This is a genomic window from Fictibacillus nanhaiensis, from assembly GCF_023715445.1.
GTDB classification, from domain to species: domain Bacteria; phylum Bacillota; class Bacilli; order Bacillales; family Fictibacillaceae; genus Fictibacillus; species Fictibacillus nanhaiensis_D.
Genome location: NZ_JAMBOD010000005.1, coordinates 1 through 25,191, shown reverse-complemented (window position 1 = coordinate 25,191; position 25,191 = coordinate 1). Strand labels below are relative to the sequence as shown.

Here is a 25,191-nt window from a genome sequence, read left to right as displayed (position 1 = left end):
CTTGATTGTATTGGCTCCATCAAGTGTTAATCTACTCTATGCGAGGATGTCCGTAATCATTCTGTTTGTATAGTGATTTTTATTTGAAAAAGTAAGAATTTCTATAATCCTTTTCATGGTAAAATATGTTTATCATTGTGTTATTGAAACGGAGAAAGTGTTATGAATCAGAAGCTTGGCCTTATATCGGTGAGTGTTTTATTAGCCGTTGTATTCTTTTCATTTGCTGGATTACGAGAGGAGTACGAAAACTATATTCCTTTTCAAAATGCAATTCAGACGCTCGTTGATGCAAAGAGTATTTCTCTTGAACAAAACAGCCGCCTATTAGATCAGAATGGCGGTCTCCTTTATGAGTTCAAAGGGGACGAAAGCCGTATTCATCTGGCCTATTTAGATATTCCACTCCATGTACGACAAGCTTTTATTGCGACTGAAGATCAAAATTTCCTGGAGCATCATGGAATTGACGGCAAAGCGATAGCTAGAGCATTTATCACGAACTCAGCAGAAGGGACTATTCAGCAAGGCGGAAGTACGATTACCCAGCAGCTTGCCCGCAATCTGTTTTTAAACCATGAACGTACCTATGACCGAAAGCTGAAAGAACTGCTTATTTCATATCGAATGGAACAGCAGCTAACGAAAGAACAAATTTTGGAGCTGTACATAAATGCCATCTATTTTCAGAATGGAATATATGGCATTGAAAAGGCGAGCTGGTACTACTTTAACAAGCCATCCGATAAGCTGGCTTTAAGTGAAACGGCACTCCTGGCAGCTATTCCGAATAATCCTGAATTGTATAATCCGTTAAAGAATCTTCCTAACACGAAGAACCGTCAGGAGTGGATTCTGCAGAAGATGGTAGAGCAAGGGTATATCGATCAGTCGACGTTTGAAACAGCTGTTAAACAACCGATTAAATTGCAGGTTTCAAAAAATCCTGTTCCCTTTCCTGGGATCATTGGGTATATAAAAGAAGAACTTCTGGAGTTAATCGCATCTGCCCCTGTAAATAAAGGGTTAAGTGCAGATCAGATTACGAAAAAACAGAATGAATTGTTAACTAGCGGGATCGTCATTGAAACATCACTGAATTCAAATTTACAAGCTGAAGCATTGAAAGCTATCCAAAAGAGACTGCCTTATCGTGATATAGAAGGATCAGCGGTTATTATTGATCATGTATCCAAACAAATAGTAGCCATGGTCGGCGGAAAGTATGTGGGAATCGAAGAGTTTAATCGGGCGTATCAGGCAAGACGGCAGCCGGGATCTGCTATTAAACCTTTGCTCGCCTATACTCCTTATGTAGATGTATTCGATGCCGGGGCGAACTCAGTTATATCTGCAGCACGGATTTGTGAAGGGAACTATTGTCCGAACAATTATGGCGGTGTTTCATATGGTACAGTTTCTTTGAAAAAAGCAATGTCAAGTTCCATTAACACAGCCGCTGTCCGGGTATTAAAGAAAACTGGTGTTGAAAAAGCATTTTCTTATCTGAGGCCGTTTCAGTTTTCTGATATAGAACGAAAAGATCATCAGCTGGCAAGCGCGCTTGGAGGATTTTCAAAAGGCTTTTCGCCACTTGAGCTTACAAGTGCCTATACTGCATTCGGCAACAACGGAACTTACATAAAACCTAGAATCATAACCTCTGTTAAAGATAAAAATGGGAAGATTTTATACAAGTGGAACGACAAGCCGGTTAGAGTTTGGAAAGAAAACACGAACGCTGTGATGAGGGACATGCTTGAGGCCGTAACAATCTCTGGAACAGCACGTGATGCACGGTTTTCCGGATCAGCGTACATAGGCGGAAAAACGGGAACCACAAATGATGTGAAAGATCTTTGGTTTATCGGACTGACAGACAGGTATACAGCAGGCGTCTGGGTAGGCCGAGACAAACCTGCTAGTCTTCGTTCCATTGAAGGATCTTCGCCAGAAGTCCTGATTTGGCGCGATATTATGGTAAAAGCACATCAAAAATGATGAAAAGCCCTGTCGCTTGGTGAAGTGGCAGGGTTTTTGCTTTAAAGTTGCACTCGAATTTTAATAAACTCAAAGCAGGGGAGTTTAATTCCTTGCTTAATTAAAATAATCCCACGTTAATCGAGATAATTCCTTGCTTAATTGAAATAATCCCACGTTAAATGTAAAATAACCACGAGTCGACATTCTCCGACAAAATCACTCTTAAATCTTTTATGTAATCGACGATACAAATGCATTGTATAACCGCAAGACCGTATACACGACCAGCAATCCAAAACCTGCCCAGAAGAATAAATGTATAAATACCATGCCCATTATGCCTGCTGTTGAAAAACTTGAGCCAATCTTTAAAAGAAAATAAAAGAAATAAACGAGAGCTGCTGACACAAACACGATAAGCATTAGCAAAATAGAATGGTTTAAGACAATTGCCAGCATTCCCCCGGCAAAAAAGAACCACCCTCCGCTCTTGCTCTGCTGCAGCAGGACACCTTCTGTATCCTTAGAAAAAAAGAACATGCTTAGATGTGTCAGTGTATCAGATAATAGTTTTAAAGCTGCAAATCCCATAAAGAACAATAAGAATAAACAAAACCAGACCGACAAATGAATAACATGACTCTCAAATAATTCAAGCATCCCCTGGTAAACACCAAAGTATTTGAGTTTTTTTATAACGAGCCTTTCGATATAAATAGCGAAACTGCAGCTAAAGAGAATAATTGAAAACAAAGGGAGATATCCTGTCATATAAACGTTTTTCTTCATTCTTTTACTCTTATCCCCCTCAATTTGTAAACTTTCGCAGAAATACATTCACATGAAAACCGTTTTCATTTATAATGGGGAGAGAGAATGGAAAGAATAAGACTACTTTCAAAGGAGGAGTTCAAATGGATTTTATCCTCATCCTACTAGTGATGCTCGCCTTCCTGACTGCAATCTTTACAGCAGGCTATAACGATCGTCCTGGAAAAAACTAATCCATATACATATGGAAGCAAAAACGTCCCTTTCAAGTAAGGACGTTTTTTATTTTTTCTTTATTTCAACTCTCCAAAGCTTTGCTGGCGTAAGGCCTCATAGATCAGAATGGCTGCTGTATTTGATAGGTTTAATGAACGAATATGATCATTCATCGGGATCCGCAAGCATCTTTCCATGTTCGCATCGATCAGTTCCCTCGGCAGCCCCTTCGTTTCTTTTCCAAACACAAAAAAGACGTCCTTCTCTGAATTCGAATAATCAAAATCGGAATACGTCTGTTCTCCGAATTTTGTTATATAATAAAATTCGCCTTCCGGGTATTCCTTAAAGAAAGCATCCAATGAATCATGGTGATGAATTTTAACATGCTCCCAATAGTCCAGTCCGGCACGCTTTAAGTACTTATCTTCCAAAGAAAATCCCAATGGATGAATTAAATGTAAATGAGTGCCTGTACCCGCGCATGTACGAGCAATATTACCTGTATTAGCAGGAATCAGTGGTTCAAATAAAACAACATGTATAGCCAAAAAGCTCACCTCAAAAACAATATTCCAACAAGTACTTATTATAGCACTTTTTCTGGAATATCACTCTAGATGGCGAGCTTTCCGTTTAAAGAATATGAAAAAATTTATATTGAATTCTTTTTGTATATGCCGTTGAGTCTTCATAGCCCCAATATCTCATTCTGCTGTTTGTTGTATGTGCATTTACAAGCGGCTCTCCCGACGGATCTTTTGCCACAACAATTGTCGTATGCTGATAATGTCCATCTCCGTCAAAATCATAGCAGATCACATCACCTGGCAGTAAAAGATGAGCGGATGATTTTTCCTGAGCCTGCAAGCTTGATTTGGATCCGCTTAAGTACCACCTTAGAGCATTAGCAACCGACCAGCTGTAGCTCCAAGAATTGTTCCTCATCCACCATCCTTTTGATTTAATGGATTGCGGCGTCATCGGAATCCCGCCTGCATGAATGCTTTGCGAAATGTAATTCGTGCAATCATTCTCAAATGTTTTAAAGGCGGGGTTATACGAATTCCACCATCGTTCTGCATACCTTACTGCGGCTAGTCTGTCATATCCGCCCTTTGTCGGTGCAATCGATTCATTCTCACGTTCGATCTTCGGCAGTTCCCGGTAGTTCCCTTCTGAATTCGCCGGTTCATCGCTTTTCATCTCACCATCTGTAAAAAAAACAGCACGTCGCTCTTGAGACATTTCCTCTACATAAAAATCAAACCCATGTTTTATCAAAAAACTATAGTGAACGAGATAATCCACTTTAATCTTGTCTTCAGACTCTGTAGTACGCAGCACACTTCCGTTCGCCTGATTGTTTACGATAAATGCATTTCTATCGGTATACATTTGTTTTTTACGTAAGAAGCTTTCCTGCTCTTCTTTTAAAAAGAAGCCTCTACCATCCGCATCTGCATGAATCATCCATTGGGACTGATTTTGGATATATTGTTTTAAAGTTTCCATCCACATAAGACATACCTCCCTGCTTCTTTTAACATATGAGAGGTACATAAAAAAAAAGAACCCCTTATGGGCTCTATGAAGTCTTCTGACAGCTATTCTGTTCAATCGATAATAAAATTTCCTTTTTGTCTAATCCTCCACCGTATCCAACAAGCGCACCATTGCTTCCAATGACACGGTGGCACGGAATAAAAACAGGTACAGGATTCTGGTTATTCGCACTACCTACAGCACGAACAGCCTTAGGTGCTCCGATCCCTTGGGCTACTTCCTTATATGAGCAAGTTAAGCCATAAGGAATTGTTGTGAGCTGGTTCCATACCTTTTTCTGAAAGGGGGTACCAAACAAATCATAGCGGATGTTAAACTCATGCAGATTACCTGCAAAATAAGCATTTAATTGCTGAACAGCATCAGCTAGATATTCAGGAGAATGAATGAGTTCCCCTTTAATAAAATGCTTAGCCATCCAAGAACGTAAGGATGGAAGGTTATCCTCCATTGAACCAAAATCGAGACGGCAGATTCCGTTCTCCGTTGCAATGATCGTTAACGGTCCGATTACGCTTTCCATTTCTTCATAATAGAGTAACGTTTTAATCTGACACATAATTATCCCTTCTTTTCATTACTTGCCCTTACTATATCGGACACTTTAAAGATATGCGATTACGAAATTTCTTGATTTCGAAGCATTTTAAGTCCTTTATCTATCTCTAACGCCACTAAATCGTCTTTTTCGCGCTCTTTTGCTGATGAAAGTTCCAATTCAGCTTCTTTTCCACCAATCTTGCCGATAGCCCAAGCCGCAGTTCCACGTATTACGGGTCTAGGGTCACTCTTTAATAAGTGAACTAAATCAGGTATTGCGGCCTCTTCTTTAAAATGGGCCAATGCTATGATGGCATTTCGCTGAATTGGTTTTTTGCCTCTCCAGCTCCCTGAAACATGCCCAAACTTTTCTTTGAACTCTTTATTGCTCATCGACAATAAGGGCTGTAATAGAGGCTTTGCAACCTCAGGATCGGGCTCCATTTCTGTATGGTGATGAAAGTCTTTTCCCTTATTCTTGGGACACACAGTTTGACACGTATCACAGCCGTATAGACGGTTACCAAGTTTTTCTCTGTATTGATCCGGCAAGAAATCTTTTGTTTGCGTTAAAAATGCAATACATTTTGAAGAATCGAGCTGTCCTCCCTGTACAAGAGCACCTGTTGGACATGCCTCCACACATTTATTGCATGAACCGCATTGGTCTTCCATGGGTGTGTCTGCCGGGAATGCTATATTGGTTACCAATTCTCCAAGATACATATAAGAACCAAACTCAGGTGACATAATGGCACAGTTTTTTGCACTCCACCCAATTCCAGCTCTCTCGGCTACGGCTCTGTCTGACAGTTCACCTGTATCAACCATTGATTTCACTTTTGCTTCTGGAACTCTTTCTATAATAAAAGTCTCAAGCAATGCTAGCTTTTCTCTTAATATATGGTGATAATCTTTTCCCCATGATGCTCTACAAAAAATACCTCTTCGTTCTCCCTTTATACTTTTCGGAGCATTTTTCATTTTGGAGGGATATGCAAGAGCAATCGAAATTATGCTTGAAGCTCCTATGAGAAGCCGTTCAGGCTCTGTTCTTTTATCAATGTCCTTTTCTTCAAAACCTGATTGATATTGAAGATCTTGCTGTACTCGGAGCCTTTGTTTTAATTCAGAAAAAACATCAGCATTAGCAAAACCGATTTTATCAATTCCGATTTCTTTACTATATGCAACAATCTCTTCTTTCAACTGGGCACTTGTCACGCATATCCCTCCTTTCACATTTATTTTCCATACGTATGGTAAACTACGAGTATATATTTAAGAAACGGGGTTCCGATATGATAACTATTTCACCAGAAATCTCAGAACTTGTCCCGCATTTTAAAATAGGCACAATTACTTACAATGATATCGCGATTAGCGAGTCTCCGCAAATGATTAAGGGCCGATTCCAGCTTTTTCTAGAATCCCTGAAACTAGAAGAGAAATCAGCAGCTGATTATCCAGGTGTTGCTGAATACCGGAATGTATTTAAGGCGCTTGGCACAGATCCATCCAGATACCGTCCGGCTTCAGAAGCTCTTTTGCGCCGGGTATTAAATGGCAAAGATCTTCCTCCAATCAATTCAGGTGTTGATGTTAACAATTTCTTTTCAATCCGTTTTGCGATACCAATTGGACTATATAACCTTGATAAAATTGAAGGCAATGTAGAAATTCGAATTGGAAGTACTGAAGATACATATGAAGGGTTAAATGGACGTGAAATGAATATGGAAGGCAAGCTATTGTCTGCAGACTCTATTGGAGCGTTTGGAAGCCCAATAGTTGACTCTAAACGGACGATGGTGGATGAAAGCGTCCAAAATGCATTGCACATCGTTTATCTGCAGCCTTCTATGGAGAAGCATGAAGCCGAAGAACTGCTGCAATCCATGGCACAGATGTTTACTCAAGTGAATGGCGGGACGGCTGAGATTCAGGTGATTTAAACAGGTGTTTAAATTATGTGTGGCTGAGGGGGTGCTTTGTATGAGCGAGAATTTTGTCGACTCGTGGATAGGCATCTTCAACTTGTGGATTAGCCTTTAAATCTTGTTGATTGAAGGCTGAATCTCGTGGATTGACCTCCAAATCTCGTGGATAAACAGCTAAAACTTGTGGATTGGCCGTTAAATCGTTTTTGATTGCCGGCATAAACAAAAAAATGCAGGGCTTCATTGAGTCAACGAAGCCCTGCATTAAAACCTACAACTAACTTGTTCTATATATAAGCAGCATGTATAGGATTTATGACAAGTTCTTTAAAAAATTTAATTCATTTTTACTCAACAAGTGTATATTTTACTGACAAAGTTGCTTCAATCTCATCGCCTTCATCTAATTCAAACACATATTCAGGCAAGTAAAAATCGTCACCTTTACCTAGAATGATATTTACTTTTGCCCCGCCGTTCACAAAATAATTTCCTGATCCCCTGTTCGGTTCGACTTTGTATCGGCCGGCCGGTATATCTTTACCGGCTATAAAAACTCCGGCAACTAACACTCTTGGCTCTTTCTTTTTGACAACAATGCCTTTTGTGATTATGTCGAGTTCTTTTTGTTTATCAGAAATCTGCTGGTTAAGAGCTTTTATCTCTCCATTTTTTTCTTCCATCTGCTGAGATAGTGTATCATATTCTTTCTGAACATCATCTCTTTGATTAATTATACTTGTAACTTCCTCAAACTCGGAGTTCATTTGACTCAATTCTGCTTGTTTATTTCTTTGTTCCTCTTCTGCTTCAGCTACTTCTACTTCAATTGCAGACAGATCATTCTTCAGACTCTCTATCTTATCATTAATCTCATCAGCCGTTATTTTTTTGTCATCTAACAAAATAGAAGCTTTGTTGTAACCCAATGCATGTGCACAATACCAACTAACAAGAACTAACACTAAGGTGATTGTCCCGAAATAAATCCACTTTTTTCTTAACTTTTTAAAATCAAAAAATTCTTTAAACACAACTTGTTACCCCCTTCTAAAAAGACATCACTCCTTAAATTTATTTTCTTAGTAAAACTTTATGTCATGAGTAATGAAACAAAAAAAGCATTCCTACTTTTGTAAGAACGCTTGCTCATTTATAATTTCTAATAAGAAAAAGCACTGAGATAATTAAGATTGTTATAAAAATCAGGATCAATCTCATGGAATAAAATATTTTATCAATCATGATTTCAATCACATTCATATAGCGGGCAATATCAGAAACTAAGAAAACTATCGAGGTAATGCAAACTGCGATTAAAACAAACCCTATGATCGTCCCCAGCTGCACTCTATACATATGTTTCTCCCCCCTTATACTTAACTATTCAGTGTACAAGAAAGAGGTTCACACATGGGCATGCCCCCATTAAAAGCAAAATAAAAACCACCCGTGAGAACGGGTGGTTTTCTCTGCGGCTGGAAGCCTTTGTTACTGGCCATGCCCTAAAGGGCTTCTGAAGGGTTCGCCAGGTGCACTACTTCTACGGGCCAGACCTCAAAGGCCTCCTGGTTACTTCCGTTGTTTTCTCTTTACCTCTTCGCCTGTGAATGGATCAATATATTCCATCATGCTTATTTGTTCTGCGACTACATCATCTTGAATTTGATTTCGAATATATTCTTCTATCACTTTTTTGTTTCTGCCTACTGTATCTACATAAAAACCGGTACACCAAAATTTTCGGTTCCCATATCGATATTTTAGGTTGGCGTGCCGATCAAATATCATTAAACTGCTTTTTCCTTTTAAGTAACCTACAAATGCAGATACACTTAGTTTCGGTGGTATGCTCACTAACATATGTACATGATCTCGACACGCTGTAGCTTAAATGATTTCTACACTTTTTCTCTCACACAGTGTCCGTAATATTTCTCCAATGTCTTTCTTAATCTTTCCGTATATCACTTGTCTTCTATACTTAGGTGCGAATACGATATGATACTTACAATTCCATTTTGTGTGTGCTAAACTATTTATGTCTTTTGACAATGAAAACTCCTCCGATGCTGGAATATTGGTTGGCGAACCAAAATTATTTTAGCATCTCGGAAGAGTTTTTTTTAATACCTCGCTGTAAGCTTTTTGGAACCCTAGGCCGAGCCTAGGGTTTTCAATTTTATAATAAAAAAGCCAATGCATATAGCATTGACTACAATTTAGTATGTAATGGTACCGGTGGTCGGGGTCGAACCGACACTCCAGAAGGAACACGATTTTGAGTCGCATTAATACTTCCGAGTGCTGCTCCGTATAGGTCACCGTTCATTTAATCGGGTATTAGGCGAGGTTCATTGCGTACGACTACGTAACCTCGTTTCCTTACCAATTATTGTACGTTAGCTTGACCGAGATTGCAAGCGCGGGAATTAACGTTGCTGAGATTCGCGATTCTCGAACATTAGACGGGTATACCCATCGATGAATCGTTTAAAATCGCCGTAGAATGCATGATAGCAACACGTGGCATAAAACTATCTGCATCGATTTAATTCATTATCTACATATTGTAGCAAACAGAAAAAAAAATAACGCCAATAAATGGCGCAAGCTACAATCTTAAATATGCTAATATGTTGCCTGATGGATTCTCTTGTAAGAAATAAAAACCATTACTTAAGTAAAAGTCGTTTAAAATGGGTATTGGTTCATATTCTACGCATACTACTCTTAATGCTGATAAATCAAAAATTAATTTGCAGTTATGTAGAGCCAATTCTAAGATATCCTTACCGCTAACTCTTCCTTTGTATGAATCCGATCTTCCAAGCTGTGCAATTAAAATGGAATTAAATACATCAGCATCTTTTCTATTTGTTAGTTTTTTTCTAGTGGTTCCGGAAACTTCACTGAAATCAAATTCTTTTACCAAAAGAGTAAAATACCCTATTATGTCATTGTTATTTTCTTCATCTATTACTAAGCTCGTTCTAGTAAAAGACCGTTCCTCGTTACTAATTGCGTAGTTATGTAAAAAAGATTGTACATCATAGTTTTTACGACATATAAATGAGGAAAGGTAATCGTTTAATTCCCTCTCCTCATTTCCCTCTTTAGCTGCATCAATTAGACTTCTTAAACTAACTACTTGCATTTTCTAGATTTCAGAATATTTGCTGCATGAGCAATTCTATCTTTTTCATTTAATTTTATGTCGTTAAATACATTGATTTCAGGCAATATAGTTCGCGAAGTTTCGAGGATTTTATTAGCAGTAGCTTCAGTTAGTGTGAACTTTTCATATAAAGTACTGGTAGCCATCTCATCATCTCCTCCCTTGTCCCGATTCCGCATATGATTTCCTCCAGTAAATAGTTGGTAATCATATTGTACGCAGGAATTCGGAAAAAGATACTAGTTAGTACTGTATCTGTATCTTATATTACATTACTTCCACTTAATTAACAATAATAAACATATGCACTAACTGCAATATATGCACTTCTATACTAGCTTATTCTACGTGAAATAGCTTATTCCTTCTGCTAAGCTACTTTAATAAAAAAGAGCCTAGAATGCTCCAGTATTTTTAATGCTTCAGTTTGCTTTGTAGTTCTGCTAGTTCACGCTCAATCTCTTTGTCATTTAGTGGTCGTGTCTTCACGCTTGCTTCTTCGGCAGTAACAACCTCGCTACGCTCAACGAGTCTTCCCGATAGTTTATAGTAAAGGTCCAAAGCTTTCATGGATGGGATCCCGTTTGATGACGTTCCCTTGATTGCTTTGATTAACTGGGAATCGACTAGGCTCCGGAACTCAATGAGCTTAACCTCCGATAGTTGTTCGCAATACTTAAGGAATATCGGGTCTTGTCTCCACGTATAAAGCGTCTGACGTGTAACCCCTAGCTCCTCGGCAATCTCCTCTTGAGTCTTCGCTTCCTCTTTTGACACATAGTCGTTGTTTACCAAAAGATGCGCTGCCTTAACCTTTTTCGGATTGTCTGCGTATAGATGCGATTCTAATTCTCGTATGTTCAATTTACTTCGCTCCTTTCGTTTTAGCGTAAGTCTTATCGAGCAATCGAAGTAATCGGAATGTGAACGAGATACGCTGACTAACCTTGTACCCCGTTAACTCTTCCGCGTGATTCCTCGACATCGAATTGTTTAACTCTATTGCTCGTAGTAAGGCACCGAATACAGCACCGTAAATATGCTCGGGTGTATCTGTCGGTTGTTGCTCGAGTGCTTCTAACGGCTTCTTCGTCGCATCGACTATTTCAGCGATATCTACTTCGATTAATCGTTGGTGCTTGTTTATCAACTCGAGATATCCGTACATCCACTCGTGATGTTTCGATAGTTCGTGCATTAGTTGACTCCCTTCGAAAATTTGGCGAGGCGCTTAGCCCCGCCGTGTGTTGCTCGGTTTTTATCGGATTTAGCCCGACCAGGTTCCCGAGACGTTCAACTGCTCTACTCTACGCTTTTTCCTCCGGCTAGAAACGAGGGACGAGTTCGCTTGAAGTCGTGCAATCGGAAGGCTTGCGTACATGATCGCGTTTAACCGTGTGACTGAATGTGCGTACGTCCCTTTCGCTTAACCTGTTGTAGCACCGATAATTCGTGCCCTACACTTACCGGCAATTGTTCCGCAACCTTTCGGCTTAACAAGTCTTCGTTACGGATATCTCGCAACTTATTGACGATTGACTTCGGACTAACCTTCGCTCCGTACCGTTCCGACTGCTTTTGAATCGCATCGGCAAGGTCGCCCATCTTATTGAGTAAAGCTGTCTTTTCTGGGTCACTTAAATATGCGATATCCTTCGATGCCTGCGATACTACCGCCTGTAACTCCGATGCGCTATACGCCCCGTTAACTGACGCTAGGATTCGATTCCCGACTTGTTCGGCTACTTGCCTATCAGCGTCACTAACGTTAACGGCTGCCCGTGCTGAACGTCGTTCTGCTTCGGCTTGCATCTTCGTACGTTCCTGCGCCCATTCGATTTGTAGACGATTAACCTCTGCTTCGAACTCGTTATAAGCCTCGTCAATTTCGAACTCACGATAACCGGGTGTATTGTATTTCGGATGCTCGCTGTTTTTTACTTTGTCCCGTGTCTTAACGTATTTCTGATGCGCTGACTGCACTTGCTTTCGAATGTCGTGATACTTACCAAAAGATACCGGAGTAGCCACGCCTGAGTCGATTAACTTCTGAGCTTCGCTCTTGTCTACCTTTACGACTTTATGCTGTTCGTGCTTGCCCTGCCCTTGATACATAAATAATCGTTGTTCCATAATGATCGCTCCCTTTAGTTTGTAAGTTATTGTTTGAACGGGTTCCATCCGTTGTCTTTCGTTTCTTTCTTGCCTGATCCGTCTAGCCCGGCTAATTTCGATATCTCCTTAGCCTGACGTTTGACCGCCTCAACATCTTCGCTATCTTCGATGAACTTAACGTATTGTTCGACGTTGTCTAGCGTAAAGCCGGCATCTAGCAATGACTTACGCTTTAACTCTTCGATGTATAGTTTTCGATAGTTCGTGCCTGCCGTTTCTAGTCCGGATTCAAGTTCGACTAACTCTCGCTCGTATCTTCGCTGCTCCCGTGCTAACCGTTCCTTAACGATGCCGTCAAGTTCCTTTTGACTGAATAACCTTTCGCCCATGCTTATCGACTCCTCTTTCGTAATGTTCTTACTACGGGTAGTTCTACGTTGCTTACGGTTTGGTCGGCGTATAACCCCTGTGACCTGACGAACTCTTTCGCAATGGATTCCGCTGTGTAGTGTGCCGGTCTATCGCTTTCGTCAGTGATGTATTCGCAATTAAAAAGAAGCGTTCCGTCCAGCCGGCTGTTTACCTTAACCGTGACGTTACGCCCCTCTTTTTGAACTCGTATTAAAACTCGGTCTGTCATGTCTTTGCTTACTTCGGTCATTTCGCCTGTCGGATCGTGCTTCTCGATAGGCTCTCGTTTTCTCCATAGCATCCTCGTAGCCCTCCTCACGTTGACTAAATACGATTGTCGATTGCCCAGGCGCTTTCCAATATACTGGCGCAGGTTTTAAGTGTGCGAGTTCCTCGACCTCAGCAAATACTTCCTCGACCCACTTCTTATGCTTATCGTTTAGATACGCTCTAGGCTTTCCATCGTAGCCGAATCGCTTAACTCTCATCTTCTTCGGTGAGTCTTTTCGTGGCATCCTCGTAATCCTCCGTTTCTTCTCGTCCTAGTAATTCGTCTAGCCTCGCCTCTAGTTTTCGATGTGTTTCTCTGAATCGTTCTATCGCTTCTCCTTACTCATGCGGATCCTCCAGTAGCTCACATATCGTTGATTTCCGTTTGATTGCATCACCTGCGAGCATAAACGGCTCTTCGAATGCGTGTGACTTGTACGGCTCACTCATCGTTATTAACCGGTCGCCGAATGATCGGGCCCACTCACGTTTGTTCTTAATGTAAATAGATGTACGGAGGATAACGATGTCATCCGTATCAACTTGCGCAAGTACGTGCTTAATCGTCTCCGTAAACGTATCCTTATTCGATAGCTTCGTAGGATAATATAGCGAGTGAATACCCACCGTTTGACCGTCGTCGATGTATTCAACGATGCCTAATCCGGTTCCCTCGGTTTCTCGGATTGCACACGCCTTGAATCTACGTTTATTTCGCTCAGTATCGTGCATATCTCGTTTGCTCCTCAACTGACTCGACTTTATCACTAAGCTCGTTGATTTTCTGTTCCAAGCGAGTTAGCTTCGAAAGTATGGTTAGTAAAACCGTTTCTTCGCTCATACGACTTTCACCCCCGACTTAAGGCGAATCTCTTCGAGCTGCTCGTCAGTTACGGTCACTCGAATCTGACTCGTAAACCCGTTAGCATCCTTTTGTTTAGCGTGTACTTTCGCATCTGAATCTATGATACTGGCGATTAGTCGTGCGTCAGTCGTTTCGATTAAGTGTAGCCCCGGCTCTACTTCCTCAAGGATTGTCGGCTCATCCTTCCGAGTGGTAATCAGCCGATTCAATCGGTGTAAGAATTGCCCCATCGATAATTTACCTTCACGATGCGCCGTTAATAAACGTTTCATTTGCGTTCTAATATTCATACGTTGACCTCCCGTTTGATTTCTCTAGTCTACTAGTCGCTTTCGGTTTTCCAAGTATTCGATAAACTCGTCAGTCGCTCGAAACTTTCGTGCTAGCTTCGCCGACACATTTCCGCTTACTTCACGATGACCCGCCTCAATCATTCCAACGGCTGAAACGGATATATCGAGAAACTCTGCAAACTGCGATTGAGTCATTGAAAGGTATAATCTGATCGCTTTGAATCGTTCATTCGTCATCACAATATCACTCCTTTTCTCACTATCTATTTAATTAAAATAAGCGTTAACCCGGCTTAAAGGTCAACGCAAATAGGATAACGATGTAGACAAGTGAAGAGGTGTCCTGACACAGCCGGCTTTTGCTATCGAACACCTGTTCGCCTTATCACATATACGTGTTTTTCCTCACTCTTTGTCATGCTTAATCGGGGTGAATCCGATCTTTTCTTCACGCACCCTATTGCGCTTCCTTCCGTGTTCCCTGAGACGAACCGCCGGCTCGATTGTCCGTTCCATTACAGTCGGCTTGTATGTCGTTACGTTCTCTTTGTAGTTCTGCTCGTCTGTAGCATCACGATTGTCACGATAGACATGAACGGGGAGGTATGTTCCCGTACGTTTGAATCTGCGCTCGGCTTCGGCTTGTTTCCATCGGCATTCGGGGCAGCAGTACCGTTGATCCCTACGTCTCGGTCTATACATTTCGAGGCAAAAAAGATAGGCGCACTCTCGATAGCTTGCGTATATGCCCCGAGCTTCTTCGATAGTCATGGCTCCGTATTCAACCTTCGTTAGCAAGTCGTCTTGTAGGTCAGGCTCGGTATATCCCGATAATTCTACGTGTGCGTACTCAAGCTCCGCCCATTGTTCCCGTGTGTAGCTTCTCCATTCTTCCCGTTCAATAGTTTCGCCAACGAACGCCCATACGCCCGCCAGTAGGTCGAGTGTGCCCCTGTCTACGTTGATTGTTTTGTCGAGGTAAGCCTCCGTGTCCCGTTTTAGTCCGTCTACATCGATTACCCCGGACCGGCTGAACCTTCGTTGTATGTCGCCTAGTGTCGGGGCTGTTGCCGTTGTTAGTGTCGCTAATTCCATCGTCATTTTACATCGCATCCTTTCATTTCCGTTTGATTTGTTGACTCGGTTAGTGAGTCGTGGTATATTCATTGTGAAAATGGCGTACGTATGCCCGCAGATGGTTTGAGCAGCTTACGACTTCCCGCCGTTTTTCTTGAACTTGAACTTGTTATTCTCTACGCCTAATTCTCGACAAACTTGCTTTACTCGGTCGCTTTTCATTATCTTTTTAAAGTTATCCGACTTAATGCCGAGCTGCTCACGTACTAGCTTCTTAGCGATTTCTTGTCCGTGTACCATCGTTTTTAGGAACTCGATGACTAAGTCTTCTTGCGAGCCTTCGCTGATGACTAACTTATCGATAGGGCTATACGCTTCTTGTCGAGCTTTCGGATACTCACGATAGATAAGATCCATCATCGAACGGTCTTTGTTCAGTACGTAGATATTTACGTCCTGCTCCTTATTGTTCGCACGCATCCGGTTTATCTCTTGCGTAAAGTCTACCGCTTGGTCAAGGTCACGATACTCGGCTACTAACGGGTCATCGAGTTTTATTCCGCTTTTACCTACTGTCGTACCTGCTTGGAAGCCACGATCAACTAATCCCTCGAGTAGTACTTCTGTAGCCCCACGATAAACGTACTCGCCCTTGAACATGTTTCCGATATACACCGCAGTATCGATGTCACGGTAATCGTTAGACCCACGTCCGCCGTCGTAGTGCTTAAGTTTGAACGACACGTCGCCTTCGAAGTGCGGTACTAACGACTCGATGTACTCTTTAGTCGCTACGATTAATAGCTGCCCGCGGTGCTTCTCTTGTATTCTCTTACACTCTCTGACTACGTTATCGATGCTTATTTTACCTTGACGTAGCTGATTGCCTGAGAATAGATACTCGTCGCAAAAGTGGAATACCATGTTTTCGCCTCGATGCTCAGGCGGTGGCGCAAGCACCGTAAAGTCATTGTCCTTCGTGATGTAATTCGGGTCGAAGCGTCCTGTGCCGTCCATAATGAACGTATTGTAAACCGTCCAGTCGTAGGCGATGCGTATGGTACTCGAGTACTTGAATGTGCCGTGCATGTTATCGACTGCCCCGCCCTCTGCGATTAACGTTTCCAACGCTCGGAACTTGGCAACGTCGTCGTGCCCGTACCTTGCGAATAGCACCGCTTTTAAACTTTGAGGAAACTGAAAACCTTCATATGCAGGCGTTTTGTCTCCGTGTTTAAGATTGGTGTCCTCGAGCTTGTTACGTAGCTCCCGAAGTAGCTCGTATGTCCCTTTATATTGATCGACCCCTACTGAGCGAATGCCTTCCATGAACTTCGTCAGGTCTTGCGTCGAGATTAGCGTGGATACGGATAGCTTCGGGCGTTCATCGATGAACAGATTTCCCCTGCGTATCTTCCGCTTAGTGCCTTGCAGAACGAATCTACCGAAGTCTTTCAACCCGTTCTTAACCGTCTGGAGTTTCAGCTGCTCCATCGTCATTAATACGATTGGGTAACGCTCTTGCTCAGCGAACTGGATATCGTACTGTTCACGTGTTTCGTATCTATCGCTACCTTTAATGTAGTAAGCGAACCTTCCGTGTTCACCGTTAATGTAATTCGCAAGGGCCTCGATATCCTCGACTTTCTCTTTTACGACGATGGCTCCGTACGTGGGATCCGTTCTAACAATGTGATGCAAGAACGTTCTCAGTCCGGTAGATTTTCCGTAACCCGGGGGACAGGCGAGAATGACAGGCTTAGTCAACGTCTGCTCCGACTTGAACCATTCGAACATGTGGTAGGCGAATAGCAACTCGCTTGATGTTCGTTGTCGACGGTCTTCGGTTGATAACTCGATTTCCCACCGCTCGACTAGTCCGTGTGTCTCCCTATCGTATTTGCTCGGCGGTACCGAATGTAGTTCCGCCACCTCTCGTGAGCCCGTAATTATTTCGTTGAATGTCGTCATGTTACATCGTATCCTTTCGTATTCGGTATAGTTTGCACCCGATTTTCACGCCGGGCGACTAGCGTTTCCCTGCGTTGGTTTCGTAAAGGGTACCGATTGTATACTTACTATAGAAAGAGTACCCGTTAGCATTCGATTGTCTGATTACGAGCGAACTTGTGAGCGAAGTGGGAACTTGTTCCCGTGGGCTTGCTCTTTGTTCGTTTGGTTTAAATTGCATTGCACTTACTTCGCTACACTCAGCCGTGCCATTGGACTTCTTTCGTTATCTTCGTTTGGGTTCTTTTCTCGGCGTATAGTAGAAGGGATGCGGTTGATGCGTTTCCTGCGCTTGCCCCGTTGTTACCTCCCTTCCGTCAATCTTCGCACTTGCTCAACGAATTCATTGCCGAACACTTGGTGGACTTTACTCTTCGTTGTGTCGGTTAGGTTTCGCTTGCCCGTTTCGATACACGCCACCATGCCTCGACTGATCCCGAGTGCCTTACCGTATTCAGTTTGCGATAGACCACGCATCTTGCGGACTGCTACGAACGTTTCGATTGTCATACGTATCACCTCCTTAAATTGTTTACATTTCGTTGATTAATGTTAAATAAAAGATCGCAACCGACTGGCTGCTCGTAGAACCTCCTCAATAACTAGCCGTACTGCGGGGCTAATATATACTTATCCCTCGAAGTTTTTTAGTCCTGTTTACACTTAGTGCTACCGACGAGGTAAAATGCACATATCGCAGTGAAAAAAGTACCGTATATTAGTCTAATAGCACAAAAGGACACTTTCGTGGGTCATTCTAATTTCTTCCAAACAGACTCGAACCTTACGGACTCTAAGCGTAAAAATTTTTCAAATCGATGTCTTTTCGGTGCTGATTTTGACTCGTTAAGCGTGTAGTCTTTTTCAGGCGTACAGTTTTCGTTTTTACCCTTACATGTTCTAATAACAATTTAATATGCAGATTTGGGACATCCGGAAAAATACTCCTCCCTTTAATGAACCAATTCGACACTCGTTCGTGGGACATCGTATACCATCTAATACCACGGAAGTATGCTCTCGTGGGACACAAGGTTCAATTCGAAAAAGCACCGTATATTTATATGAACCAAAAAAGCATGGGAATATGGATCAGCAAACGACAAAAAGCCACCGGATTTAATCGGCAGCCCTTTGTGATAGTATGATAAAGGGATAGGAGTGGATTCACTATTTGAGGTTTAAAACAAGGAAAAGAAAATGTATGATGAAAACTTTCTGAAAGGATTAAAAAGGACCTTAATAGAATACATAGTAAGAATAAAATACACTAAGTTTATTCAGCAAACGAGCAGGATTGTTGAATAAGGGTGAACATAGACTATGAAAGAACAAACCTTTTATAAATAATCTGAATTGGGGGCGAATTCGATTAAACTAAAGTTACTTAGCATTCTAATTGTACTTTTAAGTATTTTTCTATCTGGATGTAGCGAAAAAGAAAAATCAATCATTTGGAATGCTTCTGAAAGTTTTACGCAAGAAAATCTTACACTGTATGGAACCAAAGGGAAATTTGGAATGATTAAGGTTAACGGAGAAGCAAATGAGCCTGAGTTTCCAGTTGGTCAAGGTAGAAAATACGATGTTTACTTTTTTGATAAATCAAAAGAAATTAATGGGAAGAAATATAAGTTATCAGCCATTCATAAAGATTCTAAAGAAACTATTCAGCTTTATGAATGGGACATTGAGAATAACAAAAGTGGTGCAAAATTTTTCTTGGATAAAGCAGGATTATGGAAATTTACAGTTTCTATTGATGACGAGCCGTATACAAGTTTTATTATAGAGGCAGTAAAAAAATAAATCTTCCGCAATCGGGTGCGTTTCTTTAAGAATGAGATATTTTCAAAAAAAGAATTAAATTGAGGATGGAGATTTATGAGGGGTTTACTATTAGCAATTTTAGGTGCTATTGTTGGTTGGTTGCTTTGGGGATTATTCACAAAGGATTTCGAAACAGATTCCGTTCTTTTGCTCATCTTAGGCATTTTTATAGGACATAGTATTGGAAAAAAAGAAAGCTCTTCTACATAGAGAAGCAAATTTTCTTATTCAAGAATCGGGTGCTTTAGATGAATAAGGAATTTAATGAAAGAGGTACAAAATTGGATTTAGTGTATGAAGATAAATACCATCTGCATTTAGGTTATTACGAAAATAACTGTGACTATGAGTCCATAGCGTATAAAAGACAGTCAGAAGATGTTTGGGATATCTTCTTTGATTTTGAACAGTATGGATTAAAAAATAGTACTAAAGAAAATGAATTAACATTAGAGGGGATTGGAACAAGGATTTTTTCCATCCACGACAAGGAACTTAATTACGATATTGGAGTACAAAAATTTAAGAAATGGTTATTCAGAAATAAAATAATTTAATAATTAAACCCCTTATAAAGCACCCATTCTTTAAAAGGATAAGGAATGGCCCTCGAAGGTTTTGGAGAATCATCGGGGACTTTTTAGTGTACTCATTTATTCGTTGACAACGTAGATCCCGCGGCTTAGACTGAATGTAACATAATATTTAATGAGTTTCATTAAATCACTGGAGGGATTCTACATATGAATGAAGTTAACGCTATTAAATCGAAAAGGGATTTTAACGCAATCAAACGTGCATTACACGGTCGTAACCGATTACTACTAACACTCGGTACAGCATTCGGGCTACGAGTTAGCGATCTGTTAATGTTGAAAGTCGGGCAGCTAACTGGTGACTCGTTAACACTAACTGAGAGCAAACGAAGTAAGACTCGTACAATTACGTTCAGTAAGTCGGTTAAGGCGGAGTTAAAGCTTTTGGACGGATTACCCGCCGATTCATACGTATTCGCATCGAGAAAAGGCAACGCACCGATTACTCGAGTCCAGGCGTACAGAATATTAAACGATGCAGTTGAACGAGCCGGGCTGACAACGAAGCTAGGTCGGATTGGCACGCATTCCCTACGTAAAACATTCGGCTATCGATTGTATGAAAACGGCGTAGACATTACACGGATAATGACGATACTATCGCACTCTAGCGAAAGGGAAACGTTAAAGTACATCGGAGTTACGGCAGATGAAATAGCGGACGCATACGAGAGCATCGAAATATAAAAGAATAGGTACGAAGCACAGCACGCAGGCACTCGTTAAATATGGCGGGTGTCTTTCGCTATATTCTTGCCACCGAATGTACCATCTACCTACCATACGCACCCCGTACACTATCTACGTTTTACCGGGCTACGCCTTCACGACGAACGAACACCTCGAAAAACTCGGGGGTTGCCTTACGATTGCCATTCGAGGGATCCAACGATAGTTCCGTTGTATCAATTCGAGTCCTGGCGATTAGCTACAGCAGTTCAACGTACTTAATTCGCTTATCAAACCCACACGTTTATGCAGTTTCGTATACATAAACTAGAATCTTCACCGTTAATACAAACGTTGGTATACGGGCATTCTCGTTATGTATATTCGTACCCATATAATTTACAGACGTTGTGCAGCCGTTCAACCTTGATGTATCAACGATTAGCAATGTAAATGAACGTAACACAATCCGATTCTGTTACATACGGTATGCGATAGTATGTATACGTTAATCAACAATAGTTACATTACATTACTTTACATTTTCGGTGAGTTCACGGGGTTCAGTGCGTGCTGCTCGTATATTGCTTCATCAATCTAACACCCCCGGGGCATATACGTCCGCCAGCGCCTGCCGGGTAAAATAATGTTTCTTACAACATTTTCAATAACCTTAAGGTTAAGCGTTGTGTACATCGGCAGTACATTAGGCACCGAATCCCAACTCGTAAAGCTCCTCGTAGTATAAATCGTCTAGCTTTGCGGTAACCACACCATAGTAGTACGCTATAGGCTTTTTACGTATAGCACCGGACTTTAACTTACCGATTGTTTGCTTAAACGAATGTATTGCCACGTTTAATAACGCATCTGTGTCGTACATCTTACAGTTTGCTATTAACGTCATGCGCCAGTAATCCTCGATTGTTTTAGCGTTGTCCCAATAGCACCGCACTAACTTCCTAAATTCTTGTGGAACAGAATCACTTACGTATGTATCATCTAAGTCGTTCTTACGTATTATTTTAGTTTTTAGAGAAGTTAAGGTTTCTTTAAGTTCAATACCCTTTTCATCCTTACTCTCGCTTGCAGTTTCGGACTCTTCACGACTGGACACTTTCGCCTGGTCATGCTTATTTATAACACATATATCATAACCCCTACCGCCTTTTTTTCTTATCGTAGGTATACGATTAATCACGTTTAGTTCCTCGAGTAACTTTAACGCCCTTCTAACGGTCTTCTCCGACTTATCAATCGCTTTAGCCAACGTAGCAACCTTTAGCCACGAAACGCCTAATACTACGCAGCTATAACGAGATAGCGTCTTAAGTACGGTAACCGTCGTCTTATTAAATTCTGATGCGTTGTAATACAGATGCTGACGGACAGCTTCGTTTAAGTCTGCGAGCGTGTTAAACGATTGGTGCTCACGATAGTTTTCATACGTCCATTCCAAAGTAGATCCCTCCGAATAAGACGAAGAAAAAGCGAAACCCATCGATTAAATCTCTTGAAACTGTAAAACAATTCAAGTAAGATTAAATTATCAACTACCCCATTTATCTTTATATAGAGTGAGTGGGATGGGTCGGTGTTTCCCGCACCGGCTTTTTCTATGTCCTTTTTTTAAATATTTAAGTTGTTCAACGGTGAAAACTCTCGGTGCCTATCCGATACTTCACTGCTGAATAAGTTCACATAAACCCGTACCATTTCCATCGATGAATGCCCGAGTATCTTCTGTAACTCAAACACGCCTGCTCCGTTCATTACCGATAATTTAGCGAACGTGTACCTCAATGTGTGCGGGCTACATCGAACCCCCTTAATCCTCGCCTTACGTCCGTATTGTGCGACAATCTTCTGCAATGAACTTCGAGTCATAGCCGTTTCTTCGATAGATACAAATAAGTGATCCGTCTCACACGTACCTCTTAACGTCAGATAACGTTTTAGCTGCTCCTTCATTTTCGAAGTAATCGGTACATACCGGTGCATATGATTCTTTGTGTTCCGTACAAATACTTGTCCCTCGCTGAGTTTTACGTCTTCAACTAGAACCCCAGCGACTTCGTTTAACCGTAACCCTGTTTCTAATAGTAAGAGTAAATACGTATAGTCTCGTTGTCCTGTAAAAGTCCGTAGGTCAGGTGCATTAAGTAATTGTTTTAACTGTGTGATACTAAACGTTTGTACATTCGCCTTCCGGTCCTTTAACAGTGGATAACGCTCCATCGGATTAACATCGATATACTTGTAACTCGAAAGAAAATTAAATAACGTTCGAATTGCCCGGAGTTTCGTATTTATCGTGCCAACCTTTAATCCGCGTTCAACTTGCATGTTCTCGATATAGGTATCAATGTCGCTGCGTACGACCTGGTTTAAATCTAACGATTGACCCATACTAAATAAATAACGTCGGAAATCATTACACTCACGACGATAGTAGCTAAGCGTAAACTCCCGCAAAGCCTTGCGCTCGCAATCTGCGATGAATAACTGCATTGCTTCGTCGAAGTGTACCTCATGTCCCTTGAGCGTCTTTTCAACGGATTGGATCTCACGAGCATTTAGTCGATTGTCTCTTCGATTTCTTCGCAATAAAAAAGCCCCGCCTTCCTGTTGATTTAGGAAAACGAGGCTTAGTTGGCGTACGACCATTTAACGTGCCATTAAACGCAAAAAAGACGCCCTTGCAATACGCAAGAACGCCTTGTACTCGATATGTATGGTACCGGTGGTCGGGGTCGAACCGACACTCCAGAAGGAACACGATTTTGAGTCGTGCGCGTCTGCCAATTCCGCCACACCGGCATTTTAATGCTTTTTAAAAATTGAATGGAGGCGGCACCCGGATTCGAACCGGGGGATAAGGGTTTTGCAGACCCGTGCCTTACCACTTGGCTATGCCGCCAGATAAAATTCAAATGGAGCGGAAGACGGGATTCGAACCCGCGACCCCAACCTTGGCAAGGTTGTATTCTACCACTGAACTACTTCCGCATATATAAAAAATGGCTGGGCTAGCTGGATTCGAACCAACGCATGACGGAGTCAAAGTCCGTTGCCTTACCGCTTGGCTATAGCCCAACACATAAATGGGGCGGACGAGGGGAATCGAACCCCCGAATGTCGGAACCACAATCCGATGCGTTAACCACTTCGCCACGACCGCCACAAAATAATTTAAATGGCAGGGGCAGTAGGAATCGAACCCACACCAAAGGTTTTGGAGACCTTCGTTCTACCGTTAAACTATGCCCCTGTAAGGATAAATATGCTAATGAAAATGGTGGAGGGGGACGGATTCGAACCGCCGAACCCGGAGGGAGCGGATTTACAGTCCGCCGCGTTTAGCCACTTCGCTACCCCTCCACAAAATGAAGACAGGTTTTATTGTAAGGTATTTACGACCTATTTTCAATACGTTTTTTATTCCAATTAAGGAAGAAAAAACTGGTGCCGGCTAGAGGACTTGAACCCCCAACCTACTGATTACAAGTCAGTTGCTCTACCAATTGAGCTAAACCGGCAAAAAAAATGGTGGCTCGAGACGGAATCGAACCGCCGACACGAGGATTTTCAGTCCTCTGCTCTACCGACTGAGCTATCGAGCCAAGAGTTAAATCTCTTGGATGTAAAAACCACCAAAAAATAAAAATGGCGGACCCGACCGGGGTCGAACCGGCGATCTCCTGCGTGACAGGCAGGCATGTTAACCACTACACCACGAGTCCATTTGGTTGCACCTTAATAGGTACTACTGATATTTCATGGTCAAGAAGGTTCTCAACGTTGTTCATGAAATAAAAATTGGTTGCACCCTACGGGCACTACTGATATTTCATGATCAAGAAGGTACTCAAACGTTGTTCATGAAATAAAATTGGTTGCGGGGACAGGATTTGAACCTGCGACCTTCGGGTTATGAGCCCGACGAGCTACCAGACTGCTCCACCCCGCGATGATTATAAGTTTCAGACGATGTGTCCGAATATGTTATCTCTTCCTCTACACGAAATTCTTAAAGTGTATCCGTCGAGACATGTCGCTGCGATTTCACAGAAGCTTACGCTTCATGCTCCACCCCGCGATGACATAAATATGATATAAAAATGGTGGAGGATGACGGGTTCGAACCGCCGACCCCCTGCTTGTAAGGCAGGTGCTCTCCCAGCTGAGCTAATCCTCCATATTATAAAGTTGGTTATGTATAAAGTGGTGACCCGTACGGGATTCGAACCCGTGTTACCGCCGTGAAAGGGCGGTGTCTTAACCGCTTGACCAACGGGCCAGTTGTTTGTGTTAGAGAGTATGTATCTGGCGGAGAGCAAGGGATTCGAACCCTTGATACGGGGTTGACCGTATACACGATTTCCAATCGTGCTCCTTCGACCTCTCGGACAGCTCTCCAATATGGCTCCACAGGTAGGACTCGAACCTACGACCGATCGGTTAACAGCCGATAGCTCTACCACTGAGCTACTGTGGAATATGTATGGCTCAGCGACGTCCTACTCTTACAGGGGGAGACCCCCAACTACCATCGGCGCTGAAGAGCTTAACTTCCGTGTTCGGTATGGGAACGGGTGTGACCTCTTCGCCATCATCACTGAACCAATTATATAGAGAGTATGTTCTCTCAAAACTAGATACGACGTTTCCAAACTTCATGCTTTTTTAAGGATAAGCCCTCGACCGATTAGTATCTGTCAGCTCCACGTGTCGCCACGCTTCCACACCAGACCTATCAACCTCATCATCTCTAAGGGGTCTTACTCACTTAACGTGATGGGAAATCTCATCTTGAGGGGGGCTTCATGCTTAGATGCTTTCAGCACTTATCCCGTCCACA

Annotated in this window: 30 protein-coding genes, 15 tRNA genes, 2 rRNA genes and 1 pseudogene; 6 read left to right on the top strand and 42 right to left on the bottom strand. The window is 42.0% G+C overall.

Going from position 1 to position 25,191, the window contains the following annotated elements; translation table 11 throughout:
• The first annotated feature begins 162 nt into the window (after nucleotides 1-162).
• Entirely contained in the window at nucleotides 163-2,001 is a 1,839-nt protein-coding gene (locus M3196_RS13965; RefSeq protein WP_251322931.1) for a transglycosylase domain-containing protein, read from the top strand.
• A 213-nt stretch (nucleotides 2,002-2,214) separates the two neighbouring features.
• Here M3196_RS13965 and M3196_RS13960 read toward each other — a convergent pair whose 3' ends face one another.
• From M3196_RS13960 to queG, 5 genes are all read right to left on the bottom strand, one after another.
• Nucleotides 2,215-2,772, bottom strand: coding sequence for a DUF5366 family protein (locus tag M3196_RS13960; protein ID WP_251322930.1), 558 nt, complete (start codon nucleotides 2,770-2,772; stop codon nucleotides 2,215-2,217).
• A gap of 275 nt (nucleotides 2,773-3,047) precedes the next feature.
• Nucleotides 3,048-3,521 (bottom strand): tRNA (uridine(34)/cytosine(34)/5-carboxymethylaminomethyluridine(34)-2'-O)-methyltransferase TrmL, encoded by a 474-nt coding sequence (gene trmL, locus M3196_RS13955; protein ID WP_251322929.1) that lies wholly within the window; start codon nucleotides 3,519-3,521, stop codon nucleotides 3,048-3,050.
• 85 nt (nucleotides 3,522-3,606) lie between these two features.
• Nucleotides 3,607-4,491 carry an amidase domain-containing protein gene (locus M3196_RS13950; protein ID WP_251322928.1) on the bottom strand — a complete coding sequence of 295 codons (885 nt, stop codon included), beginning with the start codon at nucleotides 4,489-4,491 and terminating at the stop codon, nucleotides 3,607-3,609.
• Nucleotides 4,492-4,558: 67 nt separating this feature from the next.
• A complete protein-coding gene (locus M3196_RS13945) occupies nucleotides 4,559-5,095 on the bottom strand; it encodes a methylated-DNA--[protein]-cysteine S-methyltransferase (RefSeq protein ID WP_251322927.1) in 537 nt (178 codons plus the stop codon).
• A 59-nt stretch (nucleotides 5,096-5,154) separates the two neighbouring features.
• Complete coding sequence (gene queG / locus M3196_RS13940; protein WP_251322926.1) at nucleotides 5,155-6,300, bottom strand: tRNA epoxyqueuosine(34) reductase QueG; 1,146 nt, start codon at nucleotides 6,298-6,300, stop codon at nucleotides 5,155-5,157.
• A 77-nt stretch (nucleotides 6,301-6,377) separates the two neighbouring features.
• Between queG and M3196_RS13935 the strand changes: the two genes are divergently transcribed.
• Nucleotides 6,378-7,031 (top strand): B3/B4 domain-containing protein, encoded by a 654-nt coding sequence (locus M3196_RS13935; RefSeq protein ID WP_251322925.1) that lies wholly within the window; start codon nucleotides 6,378-6,380, stop codon nucleotides 7,029-7,031.
• Nucleotides 7,032-7,363: 332 nt separating this feature from the next.
• Here the strand turns inward: M3196_RS13935 and M3196_RS13930 are convergent, their stop codons facing one another.
• The 17 genes and pseudogenes from M3196_RS13930 to M3196_RS13855 form a co-directional block, all read right to left on the bottom strand.
• Nucleotides 7,364-8,050: a coiled-coil domain-containing protein gene (locus M3196_RS13930; RefSeq protein ID WP_251322924.1), complete on the bottom strand. Its 687-nt coding sequence runs from the start codon at nucleotides 8,048-8,050 to the stop codon at nucleotides 7,364-7,366.
• A 115-nt stretch (nucleotides 8,051-8,165) separates the two neighbouring features.
• Complete coding sequence (locus M3196_RS13925; RefSeq protein ID WP_251322923.1) at nucleotides 8,166-8,375, bottom strand: hypothetical protein; 210 nt, start codon at nucleotides 8,373-8,375, stop codon at nucleotides 8,166-8,168.
• A 213-nt stretch (nucleotides 8,376-8,588) separates the two neighbouring features.
• Nucleotides 8,589-9,071, bottom strand: a pseudogene (gene tnpA / locus M3196_RS13920) (IS200/IS605 family transposase).
• 559 nt (nucleotides 9,072-9,630) lie between these two features.
• Complete coding sequence (locus M3196_RS13915) at nucleotides 9,631-10,173, bottom strand: hypothetical protein (protein ID WP_251322922.1); 543 nt, start codon at nucleotides 10,171-10,173, stop codon at nucleotides 9,631-9,633.
• Complete coding sequence (locus M3196_RS13910) at nucleotides 10,164-10,373, bottom strand: hypothetical protein (protein WP_251322921.1); 210 nt, start codon at nucleotides 10,371-10,373, stop codon at nucleotides 10,164-10,166. Before M3196_RS13910 ends, M3196_RS13915 begins: the two co-directional genes overlap by 10 nt.
• Nucleotides 10,374-10,608: 235 nt before the next feature.
• Complete coding sequence (locus M3196_RS13905) at nucleotides 10,609-11,058, bottom strand: phBC6A51 family helix-turn-helix protein (protein ID WP_251322920.1); 450 nt, start codon at nucleotides 11,056-11,058, stop codon at nucleotides 10,609-10,611.
• Nucleotide 11,059: 1 nt separating this feature from the next.
• Entirely contained in the window at nucleotides 11,060-11,392 is a 333-nt protein-coding gene (locus M3196_RS13900) for a hypothetical protein (protein WP_251322919.1), read from the bottom strand.
• A gap of 191 nt (nucleotides 11,393-11,583) precedes the next feature.
• Complete coding sequence (locus M3196_RS13895; RefSeq protein ID WP_251322918.1) at nucleotides 11,584-12,327, bottom strand: hypothetical protein; 744 nt, start codon at nucleotides 12,325-12,327, stop codon at nucleotides 11,584-11,586.
• Nucleotides 12,328-12,353: 26 nt separating this feature from the next.
• Complete coding sequence (locus tag M3196_RS13890; RefSeq protein ID WP_251322917.1) at nucleotides 12,354-12,698, bottom strand: hypothetical protein; 345 nt, start codon at nucleotides 12,696-12,698, stop codon at nucleotides 12,354-12,356.
• 207 nt (nucleotides 12,699-12,905) lie between these two features.
• Nucleotides 12,906-13,235 (bottom strand): hypothetical protein, encoded by a 330-nt coding sequence (locus tag M3196_RS13885; RefSeq protein WP_251322916.1) that lies wholly within the window; start codon nucleotides 13,233-13,235, stop codon nucleotides 12,906-12,908.
• Between the two features lie 94 nt (nucleotides 13,236-13,329).
• Nucleotides 13,330-13,722, bottom strand: a complete 393-nt coding sequence (locus tag M3196_RS13880) for a hypothetical protein (protein ID WP_251322915.1) — start codon at nucleotides 13,720-13,722, stop codon at nucleotides 13,330-13,332.
• Nucleotides 13,709-13,831: a hypothetical protein gene (locus M3196_RS21985; protein WP_276531378.1), complete on the bottom strand. Its 123-nt coding sequence runs from the start codon at nucleotides 13,829-13,831 to the stop codon at nucleotides 13,709-13,711. The genes M3196_RS13880 and M3196_RS21985 overlap by 14 nt, the downstream gene beginning before the upstream one ends.
• Entirely contained in the window at nucleotides 13,828-14,145 is a 318-nt protein-coding gene (locus tag M3196_RS13875; protein ID WP_251322914.1) for a hypothetical protein, read from the bottom strand. Before M3196_RS13875 ends, M3196_RS21985 begins: the two co-directional genes overlap by 4 nt.
• Before the next feature lie 24 nt (nucleotides 14,146-14,169).
• A complete protein-coding gene (locus M3196_RS13870; protein ID WP_251322913.1) occupies nucleotides 14,170-14,385 on the bottom strand; it encodes a helix-turn-helix domain-containing protein in 216 nt (71 codons plus the stop codon).
• Between the two features lie 168 nt (nucleotides 14,386-14,553).
• Complete coding sequence (locus M3196_RS13865; protein ID WP_251322912.1) at nucleotides 14,554-15,249, bottom strand: hypothetical protein; 696 nt, start codon at nucleotides 15,247-15,249, stop codon at nucleotides 14,554-14,556.
• Nucleotides 15,250-15,357: 108 nt separating this feature from the next.
• Nucleotides 15,358-17,196: a DEAD/DEAH box helicase family protein gene (locus tag M3196_RS13860; protein WP_251322911.1), complete on the bottom strand. Its 1,839-nt coding sequence runs from the start codon at nucleotides 17,194-17,196 to the stop codon at nucleotides 15,358-15,360.
• A 342-nt stretch (nucleotides 17,197-17,538) separates the two neighbouring features.
• Complete coding sequence (locus M3196_RS13855) at nucleotides 17,539-17,745, bottom strand: helix-turn-helix domain-containing protein (RefSeq protein WP_251322910.1); 207 nt, start codon at nucleotides 17,743-17,745, stop codon at nucleotides 17,539-17,541.
• 1,011 nt (nucleotides 17,746-18,756) lie between these two features.
• Between M3196_RS13855 and M3196_RS13850 the strand changes: the two genes are divergently transcribed.
• From M3196_RS13850 to M3196_RS13835, 4 genes are all read left to right on the top strand, one after another.
• Nucleotides 18,757-19,044 (top strand): hypothetical protein, encoded by a 288-nt coding sequence (locus tag M3196_RS13850; RefSeq protein WP_251322909.1) that lies wholly within the window; start codon nucleotides 18,757-18,759, stop codon nucleotides 19,042-19,044.
• 75 nt (nucleotides 19,045-19,119) lie between these two features.
• Nucleotides 19,120-19,275 (top strand): tRNA U-34 5-methylaminomethyl-2-thiouridine biosynthesis protein, encoded by a 156-nt coding sequence (locus tag M3196_RS13845; protein WP_251322908.1) that lies wholly within the window; start codon nucleotides 19,120-19,122, stop codon nucleotides 19,273-19,275.
• A gap of 38 nt (nucleotides 19,276-19,313) precedes the next feature.
• On the top strand, nucleotides 19,314-19,622 hold the full coding sequence (locus tag M3196_RS13840; protein ID WP_251322907.1) for a DUF3986 family protein: 309 nt from the start codon (nucleotides 19,314-19,316) through the stop codon (nucleotides 19,620-19,622).
• A 186-nt stretch (nucleotides 19,623-19,808) separates the two neighbouring features.
• Nucleotides 19,809-20,348, top strand: a complete 540-nt coding sequence (locus M3196_RS13835) for a tyrosine-type recombinase/integrase (RefSeq protein ID WP_251322906.1) — start codon at nucleotides 19,809-19,811, stop codon at nucleotides 20,346-20,348.
• Nucleotides 20,349-20,634: 286 nt separating this feature from the next.
• On the opposite strand, the gene M3196_RS13830 is transcribed toward M3196_RS13835, so the two are convergent.
• From M3196_RS13830 to M3196_RS13735, 20 genes are all read right to left on the bottom strand, one after another.
• Nucleotides 20,635-20,796 (bottom strand): hypothetical protein, encoded by a 162-nt coding sequence (locus M3196_RS13830; RefSeq protein ID WP_251322905.1) that lies wholly within the window; start codon nucleotides 20,794-20,796, stop codon nucleotides 20,635-20,637.
• Between the two features lie 240 nt (nucleotides 20,797-21,036).
• Nucleotides 21,037-21,789: a helix-turn-helix domain-containing protein gene (locus tag M3196_RS13825; RefSeq protein WP_251322904.1), complete on the bottom strand. Its 753-nt coding sequence runs from the start codon at nucleotides 21,787-21,789 to the stop codon at nucleotides 21,037-21,039.
• A 170-nt stretch (nucleotides 21,790-21,959) separates the two neighbouring features.
• Entirely contained in the window at nucleotides 21,960-22,937 is a 978-nt protein-coding gene (locus tag M3196_RS13820; protein ID WP_251322903.1) for a tyrosine-type recombinase/integrase, read from the bottom strand.
• A gap of 128 nt (nucleotides 22,938-23,065) precedes the next feature.
• A tRNA-Leu gene (locus M3196_RS13815) sits at nucleotides 23,066-23,150 on the bottom strand.
• Nucleotides 23,151-23,175: 25 nt separating this feature from the next.
• A tRNA-Cys gene (locus M3196_RS13810) sits at nucleotides 23,176-23,250 on the bottom strand.
• 14 nt (nucleotides 23,251-23,264) lie between these two features.
• Nucleotides 23,265-23,339: transfer RNA gene (locus M3196_RS13805), tRNA-Gly, on the bottom strand.
• Nucleotides 23,340-23,351: 12 nt separating this feature from the next.
• Nucleotides 23,352-23,426 (bottom strand) — tRNA-Gln (locus M3196_RS13800).
• 9 nt (nucleotides 23,427-23,435) lie between these two features.
• Nucleotides 23,436-23,511: transfer RNA gene (locus M3196_RS13795), tRNA-His, on the bottom strand.
• Between the two features lie 16 nt (nucleotides 23,512-23,527).
• Nucleotides 23,528-23,601 (bottom strand) — tRNA-Trp (locus M3196_RS13790).
• A gap of 25 nt (nucleotides 23,602-23,626) precedes the next feature.
• Nucleotides 23,627-23,711 (bottom strand) — tRNA-Tyr (locus M3196_RS13785).
• Between the two features lie 82 nt (nucleotides 23,712-23,793).
• A tRNA-Thr gene (locus M3196_RS13780) sits at nucleotides 23,794-23,869 on the bottom strand.
• Nucleotides 23,870-23,877: 8 nt separating this feature from the next.
• Nucleotides 23,878-23,953, bottom strand: a tRNA-Phe gene (locus tag M3196_RS13775).
• Nucleotides 23,954-23,997: 44 nt separating this feature from the next.
• A tRNA-Asp gene (locus M3196_RS13770) sits at nucleotides 23,998-24,073 on the bottom strand.
• Between the two features lie 150 nt (nucleotides 24,074-24,223).
• Nucleotides 24,224-24,300: transfer RNA gene (locus M3196_RS13765), tRNA-Met, on the bottom strand.
• 152 nt (nucleotides 24,301-24,452) lie between these two features.
• A tRNA-Val gene (locus M3196_RS13760) sits at nucleotides 24,453-24,528 on the bottom strand.
• 27 nt (nucleotides 24,529-24,555) lie between these two features.
• Nucleotides 24,556-24,630 (bottom strand) — tRNA-Glu (locus tag M3196_RS13755).
• A 27-nt stretch (nucleotides 24,631-24,657) separates the two neighbouring features.
• Nucleotides 24,658-24,749 (bottom strand) — tRNA-Ser (locus M3196_RS13750).
• 4 nt (nucleotides 24,750-24,753) lie between these two features.
• A tRNA-Asn gene (locus M3196_RS13745) sits at nucleotides 24,754-24,828 on the bottom strand.
• 9 nt (nucleotides 24,829-24,837) lie between these two features.
• A 5S ribosomal RNA gene (rrf, locus tag M3196_RS13740) occupies nucleotides 24,838-24,953 on the bottom strand.
• Nucleotides 24,954-25,018: 65 nt separating this feature from the next.
• Nucleotides 25,019-25,191: ribosomal RNA gene (locus tag M3196_RS13735) — 23S ribosomal RNA — on the bottom strand; the annotation flags it as partial.

Bases quoted from the DNA above. Each gene is read 5' to 3' on its own strand.
- M3196_RS13865 (WP_251322912.1), bottom strand. From the start codon at position 15,249: ATGACGATGGAATTAGCGACACTAACAACGGCAACAGCCCCGACACTA.
- M3196_RS13950 (WP_251322928.1), bottom strand. From the start codon at position 4,491: ATGTGGATGGAAACTTTAAAACAATATATCCAAAATCAGTCCCAATGG.
- M3196_RS13910 (WP_251322921.1), bottom strand. From the start codon at position 10,373: ATGCGGAATCGGGACAAGGGAGGAGATGATGAGATGGCTACCAGTACT.
- M3196_RS13840 (WP_251322907.1), top strand. From the start codon at position 19,314: ATGAATAAGGAATTTAATGAAAGAGGTACAAAATTGGATTTAGTGTAT.
- M3196_RS13835 (WP_251322906.1), top strand. From the start codon at position 19,809: ATGAATGAAGTTAACGCTATTAAATCGAAAAGGGATTTTAACGCAATC.
- M3196_RS13895 (WP_251322918.1), bottom strand. From the start codon at position 12,327: ATGGAACAACGATTATTTATGTATCAAGGGCAGGGCAAGCACGAACAG.
- M3196_RS13935 (WP_251322925.1), top strand. From the start codon at position 6,378: ATGATAACTATTTCACCAGAAATCTCAGAACTTGTCCCGCATTTTAAA.
- M3196_RS13900 (WP_251322919.1), bottom strand. From the start codon at position 11,392: ATGCACGAACTATCGAAACATCACGAGTGGATGTACGGATATCTCGAG.
- M3196_RS13880 (WP_251322915.1), bottom strand. From the start codon at position 13,722: ATGCACGATACTGAGCGAAATAAACGTAGATTCAAGGCGTGTGCAATC.
- M3196_RS13870 (WP_251322913.1), bottom strand. From the start codon at position 14,385: ATGACGAATGAACGATTCAAAGCGATCAGATTATACCTTTCAATGACT.
- M3196_RS21985 (WP_276531378.1), bottom strand. From the start codon at position 13,831: ATGAGCGAAGAAACGGTTTTACTAACCATACTTTCGAAGCTAACTCGC.
- M3196_RS13945 (WP_251322927.1), bottom strand. From the start codon at position 5,095: ATGTGTCAGATTAAAACGTTACTCTATTATGAAGAAATGGAAAGCGTA.
- M3196_RS13925 (WP_251322923.1), bottom strand. From the start codon at position 8,375: ATGTATAGAGTGCAGCTGGGGACGATCATAGGGTTTGTTTTAATCGCA.
- M3196_RS13860 (WP_251322911.1), bottom strand. From the start codon at position 17,196: ATGACGACATTCAACGAAATAATTACGGGCTCACGAGAGGTGGCGGAA.
- M3196_RS13885 (WP_251322916.1), bottom strand. From the start codon at position 13,235: ATGCCACGAAAAGACTCACCGAAGAAGATGAGAGTTAAGCGATTCGGC.
- M3196_RS13890 (WP_251322917.1), bottom strand. From the start codon at position 12,698: ATGGGCGAAAGGTTATTCAGTCAAAAGGAACTTGACGGCATCGTTAAG.
- M3196_RS13915 (WP_251322922.1), bottom strand. From the start codon at position 10,173: ATGCAAGTAGTTAGTTTAAGAAGTCTAATTGATGCAGCTAAAGAGGGA.
- M3196_RS13855 (WP_251322910.1), bottom strand. From the start codon at position 17,745: ATGACAATCGAAACGTTCGTAGCAGTCCGCAAGATGCGTGGTCTATCG.
- M3196_RS13845 (WP_251322908.1), top strand. From the start codon at position 19,120: ATGAGGGGTTTACTATTAGCAATTTTAGGTGCTATTGTTGGTTGGTTG.
- M3196_RS13850 (WP_251322909.1), top strand. From the start codon at position 18,757: ATGATTAAGGTTAACGGAGAAGCAAATGAGCCTGAGTTTCCAGTTGGT.
- M3196_RS13960 (WP_251322930.1), bottom strand. From the start codon at position 2,772: ATGAAGAAAAACGTTTATATGACAGGATATCTCCCTTTGTTTTCAATT.
- M3196_RS13965 (WP_251322931.1), top strand. From the start codon at position 163: ATGAATCAGAAGCTTGGCCTTATATCGGTGAGTGTTTTATTAGCCGTT.
- M3196_RS13875 (WP_251322914.1), bottom strand. From the start codon at position 14,145: ATGAATATTAGAACGCAAATGAAACGTTTATTAACGGCGCATCGTGAA.